The sequence below is a fragment of the Mesorhizobium sp. M0136 genome, assembly GCF_040322515.1.
GTDB lineage: Bacteria > Pseudomonadota > Alphaproteobacteria > Rhizobiales > Rhizobiaceae > Mesorhizobium.
Window position 1 is genome coordinate 249,158 of record NZ_JAMYTP010000006.1, and the last position, 23,085, is coordinate 272,242.

Consider the following 23,085-nt stretch of genomic DNA (forward strand, 5'->3'; position numbering starts at 1 on the left):
CTCACGCGGCACGCGAACGGACGAGGTGCCTAGACCGCATGGCGTCAAGGACCGGCGATACGGTATCGTCCGCCTCGCCGGCCCGGCTTCGCGCTATATAGGTTGTCGCGGGCCTTTCGCCGACAGTCTCGCTTGACGATGCTGACGACGTTTTGACAATCCGGATTTTCGCGCCGGTTTTTGCACCAGGCCGGATCAGCCTGATGATCCGCCGCACCAGCGACGGCCGGCTATGGTCCGGAACGGCGCGCGAGAAATCGACGTCCGGCAGCATGCCGCGATGCGGACGCCGGCGGGTCTCGGCGTGAACCGCCGACGAGTGGGTCTCGCCGATCAAAAGTGCCCAGGTCGCAGTCTTGCGCTCGTGCAGGCTTCTTGAGCCGGGTATTCTACAGGGATCGAACATCGGTCCGTCCTCCACTTGACGATGCAGATAGAAGGGTGAGCCAACCCAGGCCGCGGGCATGCGCGGTGCGGCAAAGGTGACATCGCTCGAATTGTGTTCAGGCGGGGCGTTCAGCCCCTTCCACAGCTTGAAAAACATCGCAGGATTCCTTCAAAGGCCGAAAAAGGTTTCGGCGGGAATCGGTGCGATTAGAAGTCTAGAAGGTCAGGAGAATCGTCGTACCGAAACCGCCGTCGGGCTGGTAAGCCCACGAGAGAGGTCGTGGATGTGCATGGCCATCATGAATTACCCCTCCATCGGTTCGGGTTGACAATGCTGGCCGTATAACCGACTTCGCAGAAAATGACCACCCGCCAGTCCAGGAATTTCCAAAACCGCGAGAGCTCTGTGGCTGATCTGCCACTTATTAGAAAGACGCGGAAATGAACGACCGTCTCCGCATCGCGCTCTACCAGCCTGATATCGCCGGCAACACCGGGACAATCCTGCGCTTCACCGCTTGCCTCGGTCTCGGCGTCGACATCATCGAACCGGCAGGCTTCCCGCTCGGTGACCGGGCGCTGAAACGGGCCGGCATGGACTACCTCGAAATGGCGGCGCTCACCCGGCATGTCGACTGGCACGCCTTCGAGGACTGGCGCAAGCTTGCCAAGCGGCGGCTGGTGCTGCTGTCGACCAAAGCAGCTGCCGCCTACACGGATTTCGCCTTTGCCGGCGACGACATTCTCCTGTTCGGCCGCGAATCCGCAGGCGTGCCGGATGCCGTCCACGAGGCGGCGGATGCGTGCCTGACCATCCCGATGCAGCCCGGAGCGCGCAGCATCAACGTCGCGCTTTCCGTTGCGATGGTGGCGGGCGAGGCGATCCGGCAGCTTCGCTAGGACGTGTACGCGATCGCCGGCCGCAGCGACCAAGGCACCGTCCTCACGCAACACTGCGTCCTCTCCGGTCATTCTCATCCAGACGCCCATCGCCTTCTCCTGCCGTTTGCATCTTCGGGGCTTCTTCGCTACAAGCTCAACTTAACTTGAGGTCAAGCGGAAAATCGGAGATGACTGCGGCAACGGAATTGACGGTCGGCCAGGTCGCGACGCGCAGTGGCGTGGCGGTGTCGGCGCTGCATTTCTACGAAGCGCGCGGGCTGATCCGCAGCCACCGCACATCAGGCAACCAGCGGCGTTACGGCCGCGACGTGCTGCGACGTGTGGCGATCATCAAGGTAGCGCAGGAGGTCGGCATTTCGCTGGCCGAGATCGGCACAGCCCTTCGATCATTGCCTGAAGGCCGGACGCCGACCCGCGAGGATTGGAACCTGCTTTCGACGGCTTGGCGCGACGAGCTCGATCAGAAGATTAGTCAGCTCAAGAAGCTGCGCGACGGGTTGACCGACTGTATCGGCTGCGGCTGCATGTCGATCGACAAATGTCCGCTGCGGAATAAGGGCGACCGGCTGAGCATCCGAGGGCCGGGCGCGAGACGCTTGCTGATCGAGCGTTAATCCGCCGCCGGCAGCCGCCTGATTGTGAATTCGATGACGTCGCCCGGCCGCTCGAACCAGCTCTCGATCTCGGTCCAATAGGCCTGCTTGGGAAAGCGCTCGAACCATTCCTTCGCCTTGAGACGAGCGTCGGAGCGCGGCAGCACGAAGGTCTCGCGCAGGAAGCCGTCGCGCGGCATGCGCGCGTTCTCGGCGCGTGAACGGTCGAGCCTCTTCTTCAGGCCATCCAGCGGCGGTCTTGCCGGGGTGCGCACGAAAGAACTCCATTCAAACTTGACCCTTGCATCAAAGAGATTACGGATCGCGGCCGGAAAAGACTAGTGATTTGTCGGGGTACGCCCCGCAACCGGAGACAGGATTTGCAACGACCCGAGATACCGGCGGGGCTGCCAGCCGACATCGAACAGAAGAAGACGAAGGCACGGCTGTGGTTCGAGACGTTGCGCGAGCGCATCTGCGCCAGCTTCGAGCAGATCGAGCAGGACCTGCGGGGGCCGCAGGCCAGTTGGTCGCCCGGTCGCTTCGAAAAGACGCCGTGGCAACGCGATGCCGGCAAGGGCGGCGGCGGCATCATGTCGATGATGCACGGCCGCGTCTTCGAGAAGGTCGGCGTCCACACCTCGACCGTTCATGGCGAGTTCTCCCCCGAATTCAGGAAGCAGATGCCGGGCGGCGAAGAGGACCCGTCCTTCTGGGCGAGCGGCATTTCGCTGATCGCCCATCCGTGGAACCCCAACGTGCCGGCCGTGCATATGAACACGCGCATGGTCGTCACCTCACGCCAGTGGTTCGGCGGCGGCGCCGACCTGACACCAGTGCTCGACCGCCGCCGCAGCCAGGACGACCCCGACACGGTCGCCTTCCACAGGGCTATGCAATTTGCCTGCGAGAAGAACGCGGCGATCGCCGACCACGCGAAGTTCAAGGCCTGGTGCGACGAGTACTTCTATCTGCCGCACCGCAACGAGCCGCGCGGTACCGGCGGTATCTTCTTCGACTGGCTGCATTCGGATGAGGACAAAGGCGGCTGGGACGCCGATTTCAACTTCGTCCAGGACGTCGGGCGATCTTTTCTCGTCGTCTACGGGCATCTGGTGCGCGCCAACTTCAATGACAACTGGACCGATGGCGACCGTGACGAGCAGCTCATCCGCCGCGGCCGTTATGTCGAATTCAACTTGCTTCACGATCGCGGCACCATCTTCGGGCTGAAGACCGGCGGCAATGTCGCCTCGATCCTGTCCAGCCTGCCGCCAGAAGTGAAATGGCCGTAAAATCTCGGTGAGCGCGACGTGAGCCGCAATCGGGTCCAAATCCCCAGAATTTGACGGCAAATGTGGCGCAAGGCGCGCCAGAAAATATCTTTTTCGTCTAATATACCATTGTAAAGATTGGGCTATTTGTCGCGTCGGGCCGGGAAACGCCGGCGGTTCGTTACTCCCGAGAGCCGCGACCCGACGTGACCGGACGGCCCATGATTGAATGGGGCACCTTTCCCAAGCGGTGCCCGCATTTTCCAGGAGAGCATGCCATGCGCAAGCTTATTATGACCGCAGCCGCCGCTGCCGTTCTCGCCTCTGGTACTGCCGCATTCGCTGCGGCCAAGCACACCACCGGCACGATCAAAAGCTTTGATGGAACGGCGATGAGCCTGGTTCTGGATAACGGAGCCACCTTTACGTTGCCCCAGACCTTCAAGGATCCTGGCCTGAAGGTCGGCGAAAAGGTCCGCGTCACGTGGGATATGAGCGGCAAGGATAAAATTGCCGAGGCAGTCAAGATCGTGAAGTGATGTCCTGCCCGCTGGAGCAAGACGAGGTCTTACTCCTAGGTAGCGTAAGAGGGCGGAGCAGCGATGCTCCGCCTTTTCGCAACCCGATCACCGCGTGTCGGCTTGGACGCACGGCACTCTAAGGCAACCAAAACCATTCGATCGTGTTATGCTAACCTGGCCAGCGTGTAGCCCGGATACCGGACGCGCGCAATCAAAGGTCTGGAGCTTCCGTGTCAGTGCGCTGCGCGGCGCTCCAAGGAGGAGATGAGGAGAAGCCGATGAAGGAATTCCATTGCGGGTCGCTCGTACCCGGCTGCGAGTGGCACACACGCGCCGAGGAGGAGGCTGAGGTCATGCGCCGTGCCGTCGAGCATCTGCGCGAGACGCATGGCGAGACCGTGATCCGCGAGACGATGATCGAGGCGATCCGCTCGCGCATCGAAAAGGTCCGCGACGCGGCGTGACGGTCAGGATTCGAGTGCCTCTGCGGCGCGCTTGAGCAGCGCGCCGCGATCGAGCGCAAAACCGGACTCGACCCATTCCTTTTCGAGGTTCTTCAACGTTGCACCAAGCTTTGGCCCCGGTGACGCGCCAAGTGTCGTCAGATCGGCGCCCTTGAGCGGAAAAACAGGGTTCTGCCATTTCGCGGCGAAGGCAAGCAGGCGCGAGAAGCCGCCGGCTTCGAGCAGTGCGTCACTGTCTTCGACTGCGCGGGCTCGAGCGGAAGCAAGCAACAGCCGCAACCGATCGACAAAGCCTTGGCGGTCGCCAAAATAAAGCCCTTTCGCCAACTCTCCTTCGGTCGTTTTCGGATCGACGGCAGCCGTGATCGCCCAATTCCGCAGACGGCTTGCCTCGCTCACGGAAAGCCTCAATCTCTCGGCAAGCGTCTTCATGCGCGCGGCATCCGGCGGCACGACGGCTTCCAGCCTGAGCAGCGGGTCCGGCGCCCAGGCCAGGTCCTTCTCGGTCTTGGTCAGCCCGTGAATGGCATCGATGCCCCATTTCTCGCTTTCCGGCAAAACGGCGGTCAGAACGCCGGCTTGGCGCATCCACAGCAGCGCCCGCGACGGATCCGGCGCCGACAGCAATTTCTTCAATTCCCACCAGACGCGCTCGACCGAGAGCTGGTCGAGCCCCTGCTTCAGCCGGGCGCAAGCCTTTAACCCTTCGGCATCCGGCCTGCCGTCGCCATACCAGGCGAAGAAACGGAAGAAACGCAGGATGCGCAGATAATCCTCGCGGATACGCGCTTCCGGATCGCCGATGAAGCGCAGCCGCCGCGCCTCGATATCGGCGATACCGCCGACCAGATCGACGACCGTTCCATCGGCTTCGGCATAGAGTGCATTGATGGTGAAATCGCGCCGCTCAGCGTCGGCTTTCCAGTCGCGGCCGAACGACACTTTGGCGCGCCGGCCGTCGGTTTCGATATCGGCACGCAGCGTGGTGACCTCATAGGCCTTGCCTTGGGCGACCGCGGTGACGGTGCCATGCTCGATGCCGGTCGGCACCGTCTTGAAGCCCGCCGCCTCGGCACGCCGGATGGTTTCCTCGGGCACCGTCGTGGTGGCGATGTCGATGTCGGCGACCGGCTGGCCGATGAGCGCGTTGCGCACCGCACCGCCGGCGACACGCGCCTCCTCGCCGCCGTCGGTGAGCGCGGCGAGCAGGCGCTGCAAGTGGCTCTCGCCGAGCCAGCCGGCCTTGCCGGCAATCGACACCGGATTGCTCACGAATAGAGCCTTTCATAGAGCGTTCGGATGATGCCCGCAGTGACGCCCCAGATGCGCTGGCCGCCATAGGGCATCTCGTAAAAGAACCATTCGAGGTCGTTCCACATGCGACTGTCTCTGGTGTGGTTGGCGGGGTCCATCAGAAAACCCAGCGGCACCTCGAAGACAGCATCGACTTCGTCGGAATTCAGCGTCAGGCTGAAACCGGGCCGCACGATCCCGAGCACCGGAGCGATGCGATAGCCGCTGCCGGAAACGTAGTCCGGCAGACGGCCGATGATCTCGATGTAATCCCTATCGAGACCGATCTCCTCGAATGTCTCGCGCAACGCCGCCGCTTCCGGGCTCGCATCGGTTGGATCGACGGTGCCACCGGGAAAAGCAACCTGCCCCGAATGGTTGCGCAGCTTTTCCGCCCGCCTGGTCAAAAGGACCGTGGCTTCATGGCCATGATCGACCACCGGGATCAGAACGGCGGCATCGCGCAGCGCCTTGGCCAGCTTCAGTCTGGGATGGCCCGGATTGAAGCGGTGGTCGCCAAAATCGTCGCCGGCATGCGCCAGCGGCTGCGCCGCGACGCGCTGGCGAAACCCGGCAGCGGAAAACGCCAACGGCGTCACCTGATCCATCATAGGCGGTCCATCATGCGCTCAGCCGTTTCAGTTTCTCAGCCGGCATGATTGGATAGACCTCGCCTTTGGAACGGACGGCAAACATCGTCTTGCCACCGATGTCGATCTCTTCGCCGTGCTCGACCAGCTCGTACATCACCGGCCGTGTCACCAGCGCCTCCAGCCGCCCGCGCACCAGCACATAGGGCTTCAGGCCACCTGTCTCGTCTTCATCGACGAAGCGCAGCGGGTGTCCCGCCCCAGCCTCGACCACGTCGCCGACATTGGTGCGAAAGGTGATGATTTGTCCGTCGCCCGCGCCAGACACGTCCATCTCGACGGCAATGAAGGGCGCGTCGGCGACGCGGATGCCAACCTTTTCCACCGGCGTCACCAGGTAGGTCCTGCCGTCCTCGTCCTTACGCAGCACCGAGGAAAAAAGCTGCACCAGCGGCATCCGGCCGATCGGCGTTCCCAGATAGAACCAGGTGCCGTCCTGCTTGATTTCCATGTCGAGATCGCCGCAAAACGCCGGATTCCAGCGTTCCACCGGCGCCGGCCCCTTGCCGGCGCGTGTCGCGCGCGAGACTAGCGCTTGCAGCCCGCGCGCCTCGGTCGCGGCCGTCAGGCTCTCTTCACGATTGTCTGCGGCTTCCGTCATGGTCACGAAATAGTCACTGTTGTTCCGCTTGTCAGCCTAAGTCTGTGATTTAAATTCAAAGACAGGCGGCCTGCGAGGCCGAATCGCGGCATTCTGCGGCACCCACTGTGCCAAGCGGTATTTCCAACCAGAAGGATCGATGCTGCATGAGCGTGATGATCAAGGAAAGCCCGATCAGCGAAAAGGACATGGTGGCGCAGGCCGAGAAAGCGCTGGCCGACATTTCGAGGGTTCGCAACGGCGTCGGCCGGGTCATCTTCGGCCAGGAAAGCGTCGTCGAGCGCACGCTCGTCGCATTGCTGGCCGGCGGCCATGCACTGCTGGTCGGTGTGCCCGGCCTAGCCAAGACCAAGCTGGTCGAAACGCTGGGCATCGTGCTCGGCCTCGATTCGCGCCGCATCCAGTTCACGCCCGACCTGATGCCGTCCGACATTCTCGGCTCAGAGGTGATGGAGCAGGATGAATTCGGCAAGCGTTCGTTCCGCTTCATTTCCGGGCCGATCTTCGCGCAACTGCTGATGGCCGACGAGATCAACCGCGCCTCGCCGCGTACGCAGTCGGCTCTGCTGCAGTCGATGCAGGAATACCACGTCACTATTGCCGGCGTGCGCCACGACTTGCCGTCACCGTTCCATGTTCTGGCGACACAGAACCCGCTGGAGCAGGAAGGCACCTATCCGCTGCCCGAGGCACAGCTCGACCGCTTCCTGATGCAGGTCGACATCCTCTACCCCGAGATCGAGGCGGAGCGCCGCATCCTGCTGGAAACCACCGGTATCGAGGATGCCAAGGCTGAAAACGTGCTGCAGCCGGCGCGGCTGAAGGACATCCAGACGCTCATCCGCCGCATGCCGGTGCCGGAAAGCGTCGTCGAGGCGATCCTCAAGCTGGTGCGCTCTGCGCGTCCCGGCCAGGGCAACGCCGATACCGACAAGCACGTCGCCTGGGGCCCAGGCCCGCGCGCCAGTCAGGCGCTGACGCTGTGCACCCGCGCCCGCGCCCTCTATGACGGCCGGCTGGCGCCGTCGGTCGACGACGTCCGCGCACTGGCCGAGCCGGTGCTGCAGCACCGCATGGCGCTGACCTTCGCCGCCCGCGCCGAGGGCACCACGGTTCGCGACCTCGTGGCGAAGCTCGCGAAAGGGATTTGATGGCGCGCATCGGTGAAGCGCAGGCACCGGCAGCGACGCGCGATGCGCTCGCCAGAGGCCGGTTGCGGGCTTCGTTGGTGCCGGACCTGCTGGTCGAGGCGCGCCGCATCGTCAACACGGTAATTGCCGGCTGGCACGGCCGCCGCAAGCGCGGCATCGGCGAGAATTTCTGGCAGTTCCGGCCCTATGTCGAAGGCGATTCCTCGCGCATTGACTGGCGCCGTTCCGCCCGCGACGACCACACCTATGTCCGCGACCGTGAATGGGAGGCCGCCCACACGGTGTGGCTGTGGGCCGACCCCTCGCCTTCCATGCTCTACAAATCGACCGGAGCCGGCGTTTCCAAGGAATCGCGCGCCCTTGTGCTGACGCTGGCCATGGCCGAGCTTTTGTCGCGCAGCGGCGAGCGCATTGCCTGGCCCGGCCTGACCGACCCGTTCACCGCCCGCAATGGCGCCGAGCGCATCGCGGCGCAACTGATGCACGCCGGCGACCTGCCGGCAAAGCCCGACCTGTCCGGCATTCGCCGCTTCTGCGACATCGTCATCGTCAGCGATTTCCTTGACCCGGTCGAGGACACGATGGCCTGGCTGGACGTGCTCGCCCGCCACGGCGTGCGCGCACATCTGATCGAGGTCGCCGATCCGGCCGAGGAAAGCTTCCCCTATGCCGGGCGCACCGAATTCACCGATCCTGAGACCGGCGACAAGCTGACCGCCGGCCGCGCCGAAATGCTGGGCGAGGAATATCGCCTGCTTTATGCCGCCCGCCGCCAGGAACTGGCCGCCTGGTGCAAACGGCTTGGCTGGAGCTTTACCATCAATCATACCGATCGCCTTGCCTCCGAGGCGCTGGTGCGCATCCATATGGCGATGACCGCCGAGGGCAGCTTTGCCGGGAGGGCCCGCGCATGAGTTGGCTGCCGCTCTCCTTCGGGGCGCCGATGGTGCTGTGGGGCCTGCTGGCGCTGCCGGTGATCTGGTGGCTTCTGCGGCTGACCCCGCCCAGGCCGCAAACCGAGGTGTTTCCGCCGCTCAGGATTCTCGCCCGCGTGTTGAGGCGCGAAGAAACGCCGCAGCAGAGCCCTTGGTGGCTGACGCTGCTCAGGCTGCTGATGGCCGCGCTTGTCGTGGCGGCACTTGCCGAACCCGTCTTCAACCCGCGCGAAAAGCTGCCCGCCGAGGGCGCCGCCCTGGCGCTGGTGATCGACAATGACTGGGCAAGTGCCGCCGACTGGGGCAAGCGGGTCGCCACCGCCGAGCGGCTGATCGCCGATGCCAATTCGAATGGCGTGCCGGTGCTCATCGCTTTCACCGCCGAGAAGCCGAATGCCGAGATCGGTCCCTTCGATGCCGCTGCCGCGCTCGACCGGCTGCGCGCGGCAAAGCCGCGGCCGATCCCGACCGACCGCCCCGCCGTCTACGCCCGCGTCGCATCAGCCCTGGACTCGCTGCCGGGCGCCAGCGTCGCAGTGCTCGCCGATGGCTTGGCGGCGCAAGGCGACGAAGCCGCCTTCAACACGTTGTTGTCAAAGAACGCGGCACGTATTGTCTGGGCCGTTTCCGACCGGCTGTCGCTGACCGGCCTGACCGGCGCCGACAACCAGGTCGACGGCTTCGCCCTGACAGCCATCCGCGCACCGGGCGACCCGGCACCTGCACAGGTGACGGCCGGCGCGTTCGACGACAAGGGCCGCCGCATTGCCGACGCGACGCTGACCTTTGCCCCGGGCGGAACCACCGCAACCGGCACGATTGCGGTGCCGTTCGAACTGCGCAACGACTTCGCCTACATCGCGCTCGATGGCGAGCGCCAGGCCGGTGCCGTCCGCGTGCTCGATGAGAGCTCAAAACGCCGCCGCGTCGGGCTGCTGTCGCAGTCCGAGGCCGATCAGGCGCAACCGCTGCTGTCGCCGCTCTACTACATCCGCCGCGCCCTGCAGCCCTTCGCCGATCTCGTCGAGCCGTCGAGCGTCGATCTCGCCGACGCCATTCCGCAACTGCTCGACCAGAAACCGGCGATGATCGTCATGGCGGATGTCGGCACCATTCCGGAACAGGCGCGGCAGAGGCTGGTCGACTGGGTCGACAAGGGCGGCACACTGGTGCGTTTTGCCGGTTCGCGGCTGGCCGCTGCCGGCAATGACGACGATCTGCTGCCGGTCCGGCTGCGCACCGGCGAGCGATCGCTTGGCGGCGCGCTGTCATGGACGGCGCCGCAGCCGGTCACCGAATTCCCGAAGACCGGTCCCTTCGCCGACCTCGCGCCGCCAACCGAGGTCACCGTTACCAGGCAGGTGCTGGCCGAGCCGACGCCCGACATTGTCGAGCGCACCTGGGCCACGCTTGCCGACGGCACGCCGCTGGTGACCGGGATGAAGAAGGACAAGGGCACCCTCGTACTGTTCCACGTCACCCCCGAGGCGACGTGGTCCAACCTGCCGATCTCCGGCAGCTTCGTCGAGATGCTGCGGCGCATCGTGCAATTGTCGCGCAACCAGGGCTCGGCGGTGGCCAATGCCGAGGCAGCCGCCACGTCGCTGGCACCCTATCGCATGATCGCTGCCGACGGCACGCTGGTGCCGCCGACACCGGATGCCAGGCCTCTGGTGCCCGGCGCCGGCCCGCTGGCGGTGACGCTGGAAAACCCGCCCGGCCTCTACGGCTCGGAAACGGGAGTGTTCGCTCACAATCTGCTCGGTGGCGACAGCGCATTCACGCCGCTGGCCCGGCCTGAAATCACGGTGCCGGTCACCACCATCCAGTATGCCTTCGACGAGCAGCGCAACCTCAAAGGTCCGCTTGTCACCACCGCCCTGGTGCTGATGGTGCTCGACACGCTTGCCGTATTCTGGATGGGCGGCCTGTTGTCGCGCCGGCCGCGCCGTGCCGGCGCTGCGGCGACGGCAGCCGTCCTGCTGATGGCGCTCGGCGCCTTGATTGGCCAAGCGGACGTCGCGCGTGCCGACGACGCCAAACCGGGAGATACAGAGGCGATCGGGGACATTTCAAAGACCCGGATCGCCTACGTGCTGACCGGCGAACCGGGTGTCGATTCGATCAGCCGCGCCGGGCTCGAAGGGCTGACCCGCTTTCTTATCGAAAAAACCGCGCTCGAACCCGGAGCACCCGCCGGCGTCGACATCTCGAAGGACGAACTGTCCTTCTACCCGCTGATCTACTGGCCGATCGATCCCTCGGCCCCGATGCCGAGCGAGGCCGCCATCGCCCGCATCGACGCCTATATGCAGCAGGGCGGAACGGTCTTGTTCGACACCCGTGACCAGTTCGCCAATGGCATTGGTGCGGATTCGACCAGCCCGGCTACGGAGCGGCTGCGCGACATCCTCGGCAACCTCAACGTGCCACCGCTGGAACCGGTGCCGTCGGACCACGTGCTGACCAAATCCTTCTACATTCTTCCGGAGTTTCCTGGCCGTTTTGCCGGCAGCCCGCTTTGGGTCGAGGCATCGCTCGAAGCCAGCAACACCGAGAACCGCCCGGTGCGCACCGGCGACGGCGTTTCGCCAATCATGATCACCGCGAATGATTTCGCCGGCGCCTGGGCGGTCGACGAGAATGGCGACCCGCTATTGCCGACGGTGCCTTCGGATCCGATGCAGCGCATCTATGCGCTGCGCGCCGGCGTCAACATCATGATGTACATGCTGACCGGCAACTACAAGTCCGATCAGGTGCACGTCCCGGTGCTGCTCGAACGGCTGGGGCAGTAGACCATGAACTGGTCGCTCTCCTTCGAACCGCTCATCACCTGGCCGCTGCTCGCAGTGGTCCTGGTGCCGCTGCTGCTGCTGGCGCTGGCCGGCCTTTGGTTTCGCCAGCGCGGTGCGATTTTCCGCCTGGCAGCCCTGATTGCCCTGGCTGCGGCGCTGCTCAATCCGGTGTTCCTCGACGAAGAGCGCGAGCCGCTGAAAAGCATCGTCGCCGTCGTCGTCGACCGCAGCCAGAGCCAGGATATCGGCGACCGCACCAAGCAGACCGACGCGGCGTTAGCCGGGCTTCAGCAGCGTCTCGGCCGCTTCAAGCAGTTCGACGTTCGTGTCGTCGAAGCCGGCAAGGCCGAAGCCGCCGACGAGCGCACCGAGACGCGGTTGTTTTCCTCGCTCGAAAATGCTTTCCGCGACGTGCCGCCATCGCGCATCGGCGGCGCCATCATGATCACCGATGGCGAGGTGCATGACGCACCGTCCGGCACACCCGACTTCAATGCCCCGCTGCATGCGCTGATTACCGGCAACGAGCATGAAAAGGACCGTCGCATTCGCTTCGAGAATGCGCCGCGCTTCGGCCTCGTCGGCAAGCCGCTCGACATGACCTATCGCGTCATCGCCACCAACAACGACACCGGCCCGGTCGATGTCCGCGTATCGGTCAATGGCGAGCAGGTATCGGTCGAGCACGCCAACATCGGCCAGGCGATGCCGCTGCAGGTGACTATTCCCAGCGCCGGGCGCAACATTGTCGAACTCGCCATCAACCACGAGCCGGGCGAACTCACCGACACCAACAACCGCGCCATCGCGCTGATCGACGGTATTCGCGAAAATCTGCGGGTACTGCTCGTTTCCGGTGAACCGCATGCGGGCGAGCGCACCTGGCGCAATTTGCTGAAATCCGACGCTTCGGTGGACCTCGTGCACTTCACCATCCTGCGCCCGCCGGAAAAGCAGGACGGCACGCCGATCAACGAATTGTCGCTGATCGCCTTCCCGACGCGCGAGCTGTTTGTTGAGAAGATCAAGGATTTCGACCTGATCATCTTCGACCGCTATCAGCACCGCGACGTCCTGCCGATCCTCTATTACGACTATATCTCCGAATATGTCGAAAAGGGCGGCGCGCTGCTGATCGCGGCAGGCCCCGAATATGCCGGCGAAAGCTCGATCGCCCGCACGCCGCTGATGTCGGCGCTGCCGGCAATGCCGACCGGCGAGGTCATCGACAAGGCCTTCTACCCGCGCCTCACCGATACAGGCCAGCGTCATCCGGTAACGCGTGGGCTCGACGGCTCCGCGACCGAGCCGCCGCACTGGAGCCGCTGGTTCCGCACCATCGGAGTCGAGAACCCCGAGGGCGAGGTGGTGATGAAGGGCGCCGACAACCGGCCGCTGCTGCTGCTCGATCGCAAGGGCGAAGGCCGCGTCGGCATGCTTCTGTCCGACCAAGGCTGGCTGTGGGCGCGCGGCTTCGAGGGCGGTGGGCCGCACGTCCAACTCTACCGGCGCATCGCCCACTGGCTGATGAAGGAGCCCGAACTCGAGGAAGAGCGGCTGACCGCCGACGGCCGCGGCATGGTGCTTGAAATCCGCCGCCAGACGATGAGCGACGACCCCGGCCCGGCGCAAGTCATCACGCCATCCGGCAAGGCACTGATCGTCAGGCTCGAGAAATCCGAACCAGGTGTCTTCCTCGGCAGCGTCGAGACCAGCGAAATCGGTCTCTACCAGGTCGGCAATGGCGACCTGACGGCATTGGCCCATGTCGGGCCGGTCAACGCCCCGGAATTCACCGATGTCGTCTCCACCGAGAACCGGCTGAAACCACCGGCTGAGGCAACCGGCGGCAGCGTTCGCCGGCTGGCGCCGGCCTCGCCACTTGGCAATCTCACCAGCACGGTCACGCTGCCATCAATCGTCCCGGTCCGTTCGTCGGGCGCGGCCTCCGGCAATGACTGGATCGGCCTGCGCACCACCGACGACAGCGTGCTCAAGGCCGTCTCGCGGGTGCCGCTGTTCGGCGGCTTCCTCGGCCTCGGCCTGCTGCTTCTGGCGATGGGCTCGATGTGGTACCGCGAAGGGCGGTAGCGGCACCGTCCTTCCTTCTCCCCTTGTGGGAGAAGGTGGATTGGCGCGAAGCGCCAAGACGGATGAGGGTTGCCGGAAGAAATGAGGCGTCGGCGTCCCCTGGAACACCCCTCATCCGACCGAGCTTCGCTCGGCCACCTTCTCCCGCAAGGGGAGAAGGGAAAAGGAGCCCTACTCCTCCGGCTCCGTCGTGAACATCAGCGGATAACCCTTGGCCTTGCCGGCATCGGTTGCCCGCGCCGCCTTGGTCTCGGCGACATCCCTGGTGAAGACGGCGACGACGCAGACGCCGCGCCGATGCGCGGTGATCATTATCCTATGCGCCTGGTCTTCGCTGAGCTTGAACTCGGCCTTCAGCACAGTCACGACGAACTCGCGCGGCGTGAAATCGTCATTGACCAGGATAACCTTGTAGAGCTTCGGCCGTTCGACTTTCGGCTTCGTGCTGGTACGGGGTTTTGTCGTGATTTCGGGCATTGGACCGGCAATTGAGTACGACGGCTTTGCGGTCATTTTGACATGGGCAAAAGCGGTCGTCCATTCAACCGCGCGCGAGCGGCTTCCCGGCGGACGCAGCTCAAAAATCCGTGCCTATGTGGGAACTGCCGTCTGGCGTTCAACGGGGGTGTGGGCCGGGACTGCCCCCTATTGTCTGCACGCTATAAAAAAGACGACCGCTCCAGGCAAATCGCAACTGGAGCGGTCTTCTCATAGGGTAGAAAGATGTCGCTTGATCAGGCCTTCGGAGCTGCCTTGACCGCGTGCTTCTTGTGCTTCTTGACGGTCTTCTTGGCAGCGACCTTCTTCACGGCCTTGGCCGGCGCAGCGGTCGTCGTTGTCGTCGCAGCCGGGGTGGTGGTCGCGGCATTGGCGCTGCTGGCGCCGAGAACCGGCATCGAGACGGCCAGCGCGATGGCGAGACCGAGGGCGGAGAGGAGAGACTTTTTCATGGCTTCACTTCCTTTTTGTGCAGATCGGATTGAGTGTCACTGAACGGGATCGATCGGTGTCACTCCAAGCAGCTTCAAGGCGTTCGCGAGCATCCGGATTCCCTGTGCCTGTTTCTTGTTGGCGCAGAACCGGTTTCCCTTTCTTTGAAGTGCTTTCGCCGCGGTGACCTGCGTTGCCGCGGCATGGGTTTCGAGGGCTTCGTCAAACTGGCGGTTCAGATCGATGCAACGCTCGCTGCGGGTGGTCGCCACCTTTGCATCGGCCGCCTTTGCATTGGCCACCTTTGCATCGGCCAGTTTTGCATCGGCTTGTTCAACCGCAGCCGTGACGAGCGAAATGGAAAGCAACGCACCCATCAGACTGATCGAGAACCTTTGCATTGGTCTATCCGTAATCCCGTAACGCGTGTCGCAGCCGATGACCTGACCGCCACGGCACCACTTATGACCTTGATTTTTTTCGGCAGTTTTTCCGGATTGTAGAATTTTGTTTCTGGATTGTTTCTGGGCAGCCCGGATCGGGCCGCCGATCTTCACTGGCCAACTTATGGCCTGAATTCTATCGTCTGGCTGACGGCCGAAGCACCGCTTGGGCGATCCACAAATGACAGGTTTCCTGTGAAATCCGACCCCCACATACTGATCGTCGACGACGACAAGGGCATTCGTGACCTGCTTCAGGAATTCTTCCAGAAGCGAGGGCTGCATACATCGGTCGCCGCCGACGGCACCGAGATGGAGACCGTCCTGCGCCGCGCCCAGGTCGACCTGATCGTCCTGGACGTCATGCTGCCCGGCAAGAGCGGGCTGGAGCTCTGCCGCGACTTGCGCGCCAATTATTCGACGCCGATCATCATGCTGACCGCGGTTACCGAGACAACCGACCGCGTGGTTGGGCTGGAGATGGGCGCGGACGACTACGTGCCGAAACCCTTCGATCCGCGCGAGCTGCTCGCACGCATTCGTGCCGTCTTGAGACGCAATGGCGCCGCCGAGCCGCGACGCGCCGCCTCGCGGCAGATCTACCATTTCGCCGGCTGGACGATGGACTGTTCGCGCCGCCGGCTAATGGCGCCCGGCGACGTCAGGATCGAGCTGACGATGGCCGAATTCAATCTCCTGCAGACCTTCGTCAAGAGCGCGCAGCGCGTACTGAGCCGCGAGCAGCTGATCGAGCTGTCCGGCGGCGACAGCGGCTACAGCTTCGACCGCAGCGTCGACATTCTGGTCAGCCGGCTGCGGCGCAAGATGGAGGACGACCCGAAAACGCCGAAGCTGATCCTGACCGTGCGCAGCGGCGGCTACCAGTTCCTGCCTGAGACGACCTCCGAATGAGACGCATCCTGCCGCAAACGCTGCCGGTCTGGGTGCTGCTCATCGTCATCGCCGGCCTGCTGATCAGCCAGATCGCGACCCTTTACATCGTTTCGCGCGACCGTGCGGCCGCCAATGACGTCGTCGATCTCTATCGGCTGAACGACCGCGCCTTCTCGCTGGTGCAGCTGATGCATGATGCCACCCCAGAACAGCGCAAGGCGACGGCCTCCGGGCTGTTCAATGCCACCTATGCGCTCACCGTCTCCGACACGCCCGCCGTCACCTCGTCGATAGCGGGCGACGACGAGCTGGCCGAACTGGAAGACATATTGGTCGGCCGGCTGTCGAAGTTCGGGATCACCGATGCACGGGTCCGCCGCGACCTGGCAACGCACGAAGCGGACGCTCCCGGTGGGACGGTCGCCGGTCCCGATATCGGCCAGGTCGAGCGCGACCTGCTGGTGCTGGCGGCCGATTTCGCCCAGAGCGACAAGCTGACGGCTTCGCTTCGCTTTGCCGACGGCCAGTGGCTGAACTTCACCGAACCGAACACGCCGGCCGGGCCGATACTGAGCTTCGATAGCCTGCCGCTCTATGCCTTAATCGCCGGGCTGGTGGTGGCTTCCTCGATCTGGTCGCTGCGCCGGCTGACGGCGCCCTACAGGATGATGGAGACCGCGGTGAAGCGGATCGGCGAGGACCTGAAGAGCCCGCCGATCGCCGAGAGCGGCAGCCGCGAGGTGCGTACCGCGGCAAAGGCGGTCAATGCCATGCAGGCGAGGCTGCGCGCCTACGTCGAGGACCGAGAGCATCTTGCGGCCGCACTGGCGCACGACCTGCGCACGCCGCTGACCAGGATGCGGCTGCGCCTCGAACTGCTGAGGAATTCGTCCGTGCGCGCCGCACTGGCGCACGACCTCGCCGACATCGAAGGCATTGCCAGCTCGGTCATCGACTTCGCCACTTTCGAGGTGACCGAGGAGAAGAGCGAGAGGATCGATTTCTGGTCGCTGGTAGAATCGATCGCCGACGGCTTCGACGAGGTCTCCTTCGAGAATGAAGACGGGCGCTCGCGCGGCCTGATCTGCATGGCGCGGCCGGTCGCGCTCCGGCGCTGCGTCACCAACCTCGTCCAGAACGCGGTGACCTATGGCAAGAGGGCGCATCTCAGCCTGCGTCAATCAGGCAAGACAATCACGCTGGCGATCCATGACGAAGGGCCGGGCATACCGCAAGCCGAGCTCGACGCCGTGTTCGGCTCGTTCGTGCGCCTGGAACAGTCGCGCAACCGTCAGACCGGCGGCCTCGGCCTCGGCCTGACCATCGCCCGCAACATCGCCCGCGGCGCCGGCGGCGAGGTCATCCTGTCCAATCACCCCGATGGCGGCCTGTTGACGGAACTGAGATTGCCGCTGGCGGTTTAGCTTGCGGTATCGGGCTAAGCCGGCGTTCCTTCGCGCGGCGTTTGGTCTCGGTTCTCACCAAGGAGAAAAATTATCTTCGCAGCACCGCGCTCAGCACATCCCTGACGCCGATGGCGCCGACGAAGCGCGACTGGTCGTCGAACAGCGCCACCGGTGCGGTCTGCGAGCGATGCATGGCCAGCATCACGGTCTTCAGCGAGGTGCCGGGATTGGCCCAGAACACCTGCGCCGTCTCCTCCGGCTGGGCTTCGACATCGGCGCAGGACACCCATACCGCCGGCTTGCCGTCGCGCTCGGCCGCCGCCACGAGCCCATGCTCGTCGATCTTGAAGCGCGTCGTCTTGCGCCGGTCGAGCCACACCCAGCCGTTCTCGCCATGTTCGAGGTCGCGGCGGTCGCGCATGACGTTCCACGCGGTCAACACCGAGAGCGGGTTCACATTGGCGATGAAGTCGCGGACATAGTCGTTGGCGGGCCGCAGCACGATGTCTTCCGGCGCACCGGTCTGCACGATGCGCCCGCCCTCCATGATAGTGATGTGGGTGCCGATCTTCAGCGCCTCCTCGAGGTCGTGGCTGACGAAGATGATGGTCTTCTTCAGCTCGGCCTGAAGCTGCAGCAGCTCGTCCTGCAGCTTGGTCCGGATCAGCGGGTCGAGTGCCGAGAACGGCTCGTCCATCAGCAGGATCGGCGCCTCGGTGGCGAAGGCGCGCGCCAGGCCGACGCGCTGCTGCATGCCGCCGGAAAGCTCATGCGCGTATTTCTTCGACCACTGGTCGAGATGAACCAGCTTCAGCTGTTTGGTCACCCGCTCCTTGCGCTCGGCTTCAGGCACGCCGGCGAGCTCGAGGCCGAGGCCGACATTTTCCTCCACTGTGCGCCACGGCAGCAGGCCGAACTGCTGAAACACCATTGCCACCTGTTTCTGCCGCAACCGCCGAAGCGTCGCCTCGTCGCAGGTCACGACGTCGACCGTGCCGTCGCCGTCCTTGACCAGCACCTGGCCGCGCGAGACCACGTTCAGCCGGTTGACGGCCCTGAGCAGCGTCGATTTGCCGGAGCCGGAAAGCCCCATCAGCACCGAGATCTCGCCCTCGTTCACGGTGAGGCTGGCGCCGGCGCAGCCCAGTACGTTGCCGGTCTGTTCGAGGATCTCGGCGCGGGTGGCGCCGCTGTCGATCAGCGCCAGCGAGCCTGCCTGGTCGGCGCCGAAGACGATGTCGACATTTCTGAAATCGACGGCGACGGTCATTTCTTGCCTCCCACGCCGATGCGCGTCATTCGGTCGAGCACGATGGCAAGCACGACGATGGCCAGCCCTGCCTCAAGCCCTAGGTCGATCCGGCGCGAACCGAGCGCGCGGTTGATCTCGGTGCCGAGGCCGCCGGCGCCGATAAGGGCGGCGAACACCACCATCGACAGCGACAGCATAATCGACTGGGTCAAGCCGGCCATGATGGTCGGCAGCGCCGAAGGCAGCTCGACCTTCCACAGCAGCTGGCGTTTGGTGGCGCCGAACGCCTCGCCCGCCTCGACGATCGATTTCGGCACCGAGGTGACGCCGAGATGGGTGAGCCGAACCGAGGTCGGAATGACGAAGATGATGGTGACGATGAGGCCGGGCGCATTGCCGAGGCCGAACAGGGTCAGCACCGGGATCAGGTAGACGAAGGTCGGTAGCGTCTGCATCAGGTCGAGCACCGGCAGCATGACGCGATACACCTTCGGCTTGTGCGCGGCCCAGATGCCGAGCGGCACGCCGATGGCCATCGACACGGCGGCGGCGGCGACCACCAGCACCAGCGTCTCCACCGTCTGCTTCCACAGGTTCTGGTTGAGGATGAACAGCAATCCAATGAATACCGCCAAAGCCAGGCCTTTCGAGCGCTGCAGGAAATAGGCGAGCAGAGCGATCAGCGCGATCAGCAGAACCGGCGGCAGCAACAGCAGCCCGTCGACGATGCCGTCGAGCAGGAAGTTGAGGGTGTTGGAAAAAGCCCTGAAGATGGTGTCGAAATTGTCGGTGAGAAAGCCGAAAAACGCCTTCCCCCATGCCCCGATGGGAATCTTGTAACTGACCAGGAATTTGGAGATCGGATCCATCTAGCCCCTCTTCTGCCGGCGCCGTCCTTCGCCGCACGGTCATCTTGTCACAGGATATGAAAAAGGGCAGCCATTTCTACCGTGGCTGCCCCTTGTCTCGTCATGCCAGATGGTCGGGTCAGCTTCCGAGCGCCGTTTTCACCCCAGCCGCCGCATCGCCGCCGTCGAAGGTGGTGACGCCGGCGATCCAGGGGGTGATCGCGTCAGGGTGTTTCTTCAGCCAGTCGGTCGCGGCGGTATTGGCGTCGGCGCCCTTCAGGATCGCGTCCATCATCTCGCCTTCCATGTCCAGGTTGAACTTCAGATTGGCGATGAACTTGCCGGCGTTCGGGCATTCGCTCATGTAGCCCTTGCGCACATTGGTATGCACGGTGGCGGCGCCGAAGCCGCTGTCGCCCATCCCCTCGAGATAGGTGATCTTCATGGCGCCCATCACCGGATGCGGCGTCCAGCCGAGGAAGGCGATCCATTCATTGTTCTTCATCGACTGCTCGGCCTGGGTGAGCATGCCGGCCTCGGAAGACTCGACCAGTTCGAAGCCTTCGAGATTGGTCTTCGGATCCTTGATCATATCGAGGATAATGCGGTTGCCGTCATTGCCGGCCTCAATACCATAGATCTTGCCGTCGAACTTGTCCTTGAACTTGCCGAGATCGGTTAGCGTCTTGACACCGGCATCGGCGACATAGGTCGGAACGACGATGCCATAGCCGGCACCGCTGAGATTTTCGCTGACGGTCTCGACCGAGCCTTCGGCGGTATAGTCCTTGATGTCGTTGGTCATCGACGGCATCCAGTTTCCGAGGAACACGTCGAGGTCTTTGTTCTTCAGCGACGCATAGGTCACCGGCACCGAAAGCTGGATCACCTGCGGCTCGTAACCGAGCGCCGTGAGCAGCACCGAGGCGACGCCGGTAGTCGCCTGGATGTCGGTCCAGCCGACATCGGACAGCCGCACCGTCTTGCAGCTTTCCGCATCACCGGCGAAGGCCCCAGTCGTGGATAGAAAAGCCGCCAGGCCGAGACCGGCGACGAATGAACTCATGCGCGACATAGAAATTCTCCCATTTCAGTTCTCGGTGAAGCGAAGTGGCGGTTTTATTTCCACCTTTGTTCCGTCAGCCAAACACCATTCTGCTGCGGTTTCAAGCACTAAGGCAATCACGAACAACGGCGCAGGCTGGCCGATCGGCGACACGCCCGCCGCTTTACGGATGGAAGTCGTCTTTTCCCGGTGGAATGTAGGCGCTCCCCCTCCCCGCTTTGTTGCAACTCGGCTTAAAAGGACGGCATGGCCAAGCTGTACTTCCATTATGCGACGATGAATGCCGGCAAGACGACGATGCTGTTGCAGGCCTCGTACAATTACCGCGAGCGTGGCATGACGACGATGCTGTTCATCGCCGGCCACTACCGCAAGGGCGATACCGGGCTGATCTCGTCGCGTATCGGCTTGGAGACGGAGGCCGAGTTGTTCCGCGACGGCGACGATCTGTTTGCCCGGGTCGCCGAGCATCATGACCACGCCACGGTGCATTGCGTCTTTGTCGACGAGGCGCAGTTCCTCGAAGAGGATCAGGTCTGGCAACTCGCCCGCATCGCCGACCGGCTGAACATTCCGGTCATGTGCTATGGCCTGCGCACCGATTTCCAGGGCAAGCTGTTTTCCGGCTCGCGCGCCCTGCTGGCGATATCAGACGAGCTGCGCGAGGTGCGCACCATCTGCCGTTGCGGCCGCAAGGCGACGATGGTGGTACGCCTAGGGGCCGACGGCAAGGTGGCGAAACAGGGTGAACAGGTGGCGATCGGCAAGGACGTCTATGTCTCACTCTGCCGCCGCCATTGGGAAGAGGAAATGGGCCGCGCCATGCCCGACGATTTCATCGGCTTCATCAAAACCTGACCAGCGCGTTGCGTCCATCCGTCCGCCCAGCCGACATTCGTTCCGCGATCGCGTCATCGTGCGGCGCTTGTTAAGGCTTGCTTCCTATTTTCAAAACCTCTCAGCCAGAGCCGTCGGGGAGTTCCCATGCTTCGAGCCATTTCGTCTGCAACTGCTTTCCTCATCGTCGGAGCTCTTGCCGCGCATGCCGACGGCGATGCCGCTCTCGGCAAGAAGGTCTTCAACAGATGCATGGCCTGTCACGAGGCAACGAGCGAACGCGACAAGGTCGGCCCGCATCTGCTGGGTGTCGTCGGACGCACCGCCGGCACCGCGGACAGTTATCTCAGCCGCTACTCGCAGGGGATGAAGGACGGCGGCGCCGCCGGCCTGGTCTGGGACGAAATAAGCCTTGCCGAATACCTGCGCGCGCCGCGGCAGAAGGTCCCCGGCAATAAAATGGCCTTCTCCGGCCTGACCAGCGACGAGGACATCGCCAATGTCATCGCCTACCTCAAGGCTGATCCCAAGCCCTGAGCGTGACCCCAGTTGCCTCGTTTCCTGGTGTCGCCCGTCTTCCGTCTTTCATTCGCCAAACCCGGCACATATAGTCACGGCGGTTCGCGACACGAAAACCGATGCCGAAGCGGGAGGCCCCAATGGCGACATTGCAGAATTTCGATGCCGAGATTGCCAAGACCAAGCAGGTCGTAGAGGACATGCGCACCAAGATCGAGCAGTCCGGTAGCGTGCTCGACACGCTCGCCACCGCCGACAAGAAGATCGGCGACGCCAATTTCGACATCGAGAATGCCCGCATCGAGGACGTGCTGAAGCAGCAGAAGGTGATGGAAGGCAATATCGCCGACCTGATCATCGGCCTGGAGGACGCCACCAACGTCTTCGGCGCCGAATTCGAGAGCATGAAGAACTACACCGGCTGGGAGAATTTCGTCGGCGTCTTCTCCAGCCAGCGCAAACAGCGCATGCGCACCGACCGCGTCCGCAACATGTCGCTGGCCGGCAATTTGCAGGAGCTGTTGGCGAAATCCGACACCATCGTCGGCATCCTCAAGGCGCAGAAGCAGGTTCTCGACACGCGCTACAAGACCTCCGAGGCCAGCCTGTCGCAGGTGATCGAGCGCCGCAAGACAACCATGTCCAATCTCGAGACCGTGCAGAAGCGCATCGAGGAACTCAACCCGATGCTGCTCGACATCGAGAACAAGATCGCCGCCTCGACCAGCCAGAAGGAGCGCACGCAGCTTGAAGGCGAACGCTCGAAACTGGCCACGGAATACAACGAAAAGCAGGCCAAGGAGCAGGAATTGCTGGCCGAGAGCCAGACGCTGGAGCGCTACACCTCGATGTTCCAGACCTTCGTCGATTCGCTCAACAATCAGATCGCGGCGCAATCGACGCTGATCAACAAGCTGACCATCGATACCGAGCAGCGCATCGTGCTGTACAAGGCCCTGGAAGATTCGCTGAAGACCGCCGCCCAGCAGGATGTCGCCCATAAGATCAACACGCTGGGCAGCCAGGTCGACAACACCGCCGAGGAGACCATGGCCGGCATTGGTGCCGCCTCGCAAAAGCACATCGGCGATCTGCTTGAAATGCACGAGAAGAACATGGTCGCCACCGCCGACATCCAGCGCCGCAAGAAGCTCGCCGACGACGCCTTCGCCCGCCGCTTCGACGATGTGATGAAGAAGCACAATTCGGCAAATTACGTGCAGTCGTAA

Annotated in this window: 25 protein-coding genes; 14 read left to right on the forward strand and 11 right to left on the reverse strand. The window is 63.6% G+C overall.

The window, feature by feature from the left end; translation table 11 throughout:
- Position 1 precedes the first annotated feature (1 nt).
- Positions 2 to 544, reverse strand: coding sequence for a hypothetical protein (locus NKJ35_RS09985; RefSeq protein WP_352646599.1), 543 nt, complete (start codon positions 542 to 544; stop codon positions 2 to 4).
- Between the two features lie 284 nt (positions 545 to 828).
- Between NKJ35_RS09985 and NKJ35_RS09990 the strand changes: the two genes are divergently transcribed.
- Positions 829 to 1,287 (forward strand): tRNA (cytidine(34)-2'-O)-methyltransferase, encoded by a 459-nt coding sequence (locus NKJ35_RS09990; RefSeq protein WP_352646601.1) that lies wholly within the window; start codon positions 829 to 831, stop codon positions 1,285 to 1,287.
- A 170-nt stretch (positions 1,288 to 1,457) separates the two neighbouring features.
- Complete coding sequence (soxR, locus tag NKJ35_RS09995; RefSeq protein WP_352646603.1) at positions 1,458 to 1,904, forward strand: redox-sensitive transcriptional activator SoxR; 447 nt, start codon at positions 1,458 to 1,460, stop codon at positions 1,902 to 1,904.
- Here the strand turns inward: soxR and NKJ35_RS10000 are convergent.
- Positions 1,901 to 2,158, reverse strand: coding sequence for a hypothetical protein (locus NKJ35_RS10000; RefSeq protein WP_023679487.1), 258 nt, complete (start codon positions 2,156 to 2,158; stop codon positions 1,901 to 1,903). The genes soxR and NKJ35_RS10000 overlap by 4 nt on opposite strands.
- 105 nt (positions 2,159 to 2,263) lie before the next feature.
- On the opposite strand from NKJ35_RS10000, the gene hemF reads away from it, so the two are divergent.
- The 3 genes from hemF to NKJ35_RS10015 all read left to right on the forward strand — a co-directional run bounded on the left by hemF (position 2,264) and on the right by NKJ35_RS10015 (position 4,142).
- Positions 2,264 to 3,178 carry an oxygen-dependent coproporphyrinogen oxidase gene (hemF, locus tag NKJ35_RS10005; RefSeq protein ID WP_352646604.1) on the forward strand — a complete coding sequence of 305 codons (915 nt, stop codon included), beginning with the start codon at positions 2,264 to 2,266 and terminating at the stop codon, positions 3,176 to 3,178.
- 257 nt (positions 3,179 to 3,435) lie between these two features.
- On the forward strand, positions 3,436 to 3,696 hold the full coding sequence (locus tag NKJ35_RS10010) for a DUF1344 domain-containing protein (RefSeq protein WP_254819169.1): 261 nt from the start codon (positions 3,436 to 3,438) through the stop codon (positions 3,694 to 3,696).
- Between the two features lie 260 nt (positions 3,697 to 3,956).
- Entirely contained in the window at positions 3,957 to 4,142 is a 186-nt protein-coding gene (locus tag NKJ35_RS10015) for a DUF1059 domain-containing protein (protein ID WP_023679490.1), read from the forward strand.
- A 3-nt stretch (positions 4,143 to 4,145) separates the two neighbouring features.
- Here the strand turns inward: NKJ35_RS10015 and NKJ35_RS10020 are convergent, their stop codons facing one another.
- The 3 genes from NKJ35_RS10020 to NKJ35_RS10030 are packed head-to-tail and all read right to left on the reverse strand — an operon-like array spanning position 4,146 to position 6,686.
- Positions 4,146 to 5,414, reverse strand: coding sequence for a CCA tRNA nucleotidyltransferase (locus tag NKJ35_RS10020; protein ID WP_352646606.1), 1,269 nt, complete (start codon positions 5,412 to 5,414; stop codon positions 4,146 to 4,148).
- Complete coding sequence (locus NKJ35_RS10025; RefSeq protein ID WP_254819167.1) at positions 5,411 to 6,043, reverse strand: CoA pyrophosphatase; 633 nt, start codon at positions 6,041 to 6,043, stop codon at positions 5,411 to 5,413. Before NKJ35_RS10025 ends, NKJ35_RS10020 begins: the two co-directional genes overlap by 4 nt.
- A 13-nt stretch (positions 6,044 to 6,056) precedes the next feature.
- On the reverse strand, positions 6,057 to 6,686 hold the full coding sequence (locus NKJ35_RS10030) for a DUF1285 domain-containing protein (protein ID WP_352646608.1): 630 nt from the start codon (positions 6,684 to 6,686) through the stop codon (positions 6,057 to 6,059).
- A 146-nt stretch (positions 6,687 to 6,832) separates the two neighbouring features.
- On the opposite strand from NKJ35_RS10030, the gene NKJ35_RS10035 reads away from it, so the two are divergent.
- The 4 genes from NKJ35_RS10035 to NKJ35_RS10050 are packed head-to-tail and all read left to right on the forward strand — an operon-like array spanning position 6,833 to position 13,661.
- Positions 6,833 to 7,837, forward strand: a complete 1,005-nt coding sequence (locus NKJ35_RS10035) for an AAA family ATPase (protein WP_352646611.1) — start codon at positions 6,833 to 6,835, stop codon at positions 7,835 to 7,837.
- The gene (locus NKJ35_RS10040) at positions 7,837 to 8,751 is read left to right on the forward strand and encodes a DUF58 domain-containing protein (RefSeq protein ID WP_352646613.1); all 915 of its coding nucleotides are present in this window, start codon (positions 7,837 to 7,839) and stop codon (positions 8,749 to 8,751) included. The genes NKJ35_RS10035 and NKJ35_RS10040 overlap by 1 nt, the downstream gene beginning before the upstream one ends.
- A complete protein-coding gene (locus tag NKJ35_RS10045) occupies positions 8,748 to 11,570 on the forward strand; it encodes a DUF4159 domain-containing protein (protein WP_352646615.1) in 2,823 nt (940 codons plus the stop codon). The genes NKJ35_RS10040 and NKJ35_RS10045 overlap by 4 nt, the downstream gene beginning before the upstream one ends.
- Before the next feature lie 3 nt (positions 11,571 to 11,573).
- The gene (locus NKJ35_RS10050) at positions 11,574 to 13,661 is read left to right on the forward strand and encodes a hypothetical protein (protein WP_352646617.1); all 2,088 of its coding nucleotides are present in this window, start codon (positions 11,574 to 11,576) and stop codon (positions 13,659 to 13,661) included.
- Between the two features lie 171 nt (positions 13,662 to 13,832).
- On the opposite strand, the gene clpS is transcribed toward NKJ35_RS10050, so the two are convergent.
- The 3 genes from clpS to NKJ35_RS10065 all read right to left on the reverse strand — a co-directional run bounded on the left by clpS (position 13,833) and on the right by NKJ35_RS10065 (position 14,992).
- Positions 13,833 to 14,138 carry an ATP-dependent Clp protease adapter ClpS gene (gene clpS, locus NKJ35_RS10055; RefSeq protein ID WP_023679498.1) on the reverse strand — a complete coding sequence of 102 codons (306 nt, stop codon included), beginning with the start codon at positions 14,136 to 14,138 and terminating at the stop codon, positions 13,833 to 13,835.
- A 257-nt stretch (positions 14,139 to 14,395) separates the two neighbouring features.
- Positions 14,396 to 14,611 (reverse strand): hypothetical protein, encoded by a 216-nt coding sequence (locus NKJ35_RS10060; RefSeq protein ID WP_352450529.1) that lies wholly within the window; start codon positions 14,609 to 14,611, stop codon positions 14,396 to 14,398.
- A gap of 36 nt (positions 14,612 to 14,647) precedes the next feature.
- Entirely contained in the window at positions 14,648 to 14,992 is a 345-nt protein-coding gene (locus NKJ35_RS10065; protein ID WP_292665026.1) for a hypothetical protein, read from the reverse strand.
- Positions 14,993 to 15,229: 237 nt separating this feature from the next.
- Here NKJ35_RS10065 and NKJ35_RS10070 point away from each other — a divergent pair, with 237 nt between their 5' ends.
- Positions 15,230 to 15,946, forward strand: coding sequence for a response regulator (locus tag NKJ35_RS10070; protein WP_352646619.1), 717 nt, complete (start codon positions 15,230 to 15,232; stop codon positions 15,944 to 15,946).
- On the forward strand, positions 15,943 to 17,352 hold the full coding sequence (locus NKJ35_RS10075; RefSeq protein WP_352646621.1) for an ATP-binding protein: 1,410 nt from the start codon (positions 15,943 to 15,945) through the stop codon (positions 17,350 to 17,352). The genes NKJ35_RS10070 and NKJ35_RS10075 overlap by 4 nt, the downstream gene beginning before the upstream one ends.
- A gap of 70 nt (positions 17,353 to 17,422) precedes the next feature.
- Here NKJ35_RS10075 and choV read toward each other — a convergent pair whose 3' ends face one another.
- The 3 genes from choV to NKJ35_RS10090 form a co-directional block, all read right to left on the reverse strand.
- Entirely contained in the window at positions 17,423 to 18,604 is a 1,182-nt protein-coding gene (gene choV, locus NKJ35_RS10080) for a choline ABC transporter ATP-binding protein (RefSeq protein WP_352646623.1), read from the reverse strand.
- Positions 18,601 to 19,455 carry a choline ABC transporter permease subunit gene (gene choW, locus NKJ35_RS10085; RefSeq protein ID WP_352646625.1) on the reverse strand — a complete coding sequence of 285 codons (855 nt, stop codon included), beginning with the start codon at positions 19,453 to 19,455 and terminating at the stop codon, positions 18,601 to 18,603. The genes choV and choW overlap by 4 nt, the downstream gene beginning before the upstream one ends.
- A 118-nt stretch (positions 19,456 to 19,573) precedes the next feature.
- Positions 19,574 to 20,509, reverse strand: a complete 936-nt coding sequence (locus NKJ35_RS10090) for a choline ABC transporter substrate-binding protein (protein WP_352646626.1) — start codon at positions 20,507 to 20,509, stop codon at positions 19,574 to 19,576.
- Between the two features lie 237 nt (positions 20,510 to 20,746).
- Between NKJ35_RS10090 and NKJ35_RS10095 the strand changes: the two genes are divergently transcribed.
- The 3 genes from NKJ35_RS10095 to NKJ35_RS10105 all read left to right on the forward strand — a co-directional run bounded on the left by NKJ35_RS10095 (position 20,747) and on the right by NKJ35_RS10105 (position 23,085).
- Entirely contained in the window at positions 20,747 to 21,358 is a 612-nt protein-coding gene (locus NKJ35_RS10095) for a thymidine kinase (RefSeq protein WP_352646628.1), read from the forward strand.
- A 126-nt stretch (positions 21,359 to 21,484) separates the two neighbouring features.
- A complete protein-coding gene (locus NKJ35_RS10100) occupies positions 21,485 to 21,874 on the forward strand; it encodes a c-type cytochrome (protein ID WP_352646630.1) in 390 nt (129 codons plus the stop codon).
- A 122-nt stretch (positions 21,875 to 21,996) separates the two neighbouring features.
- Positions 21,997 to 23,085 (forward strand): hypothetical protein, encoded by a 1,089-nt coding sequence (locus tag NKJ35_RS10105; RefSeq protein WP_352478015.1) that lies wholly within the window; start codon positions 21,997 to 21,999, stop codon positions 23,083 to 23,085.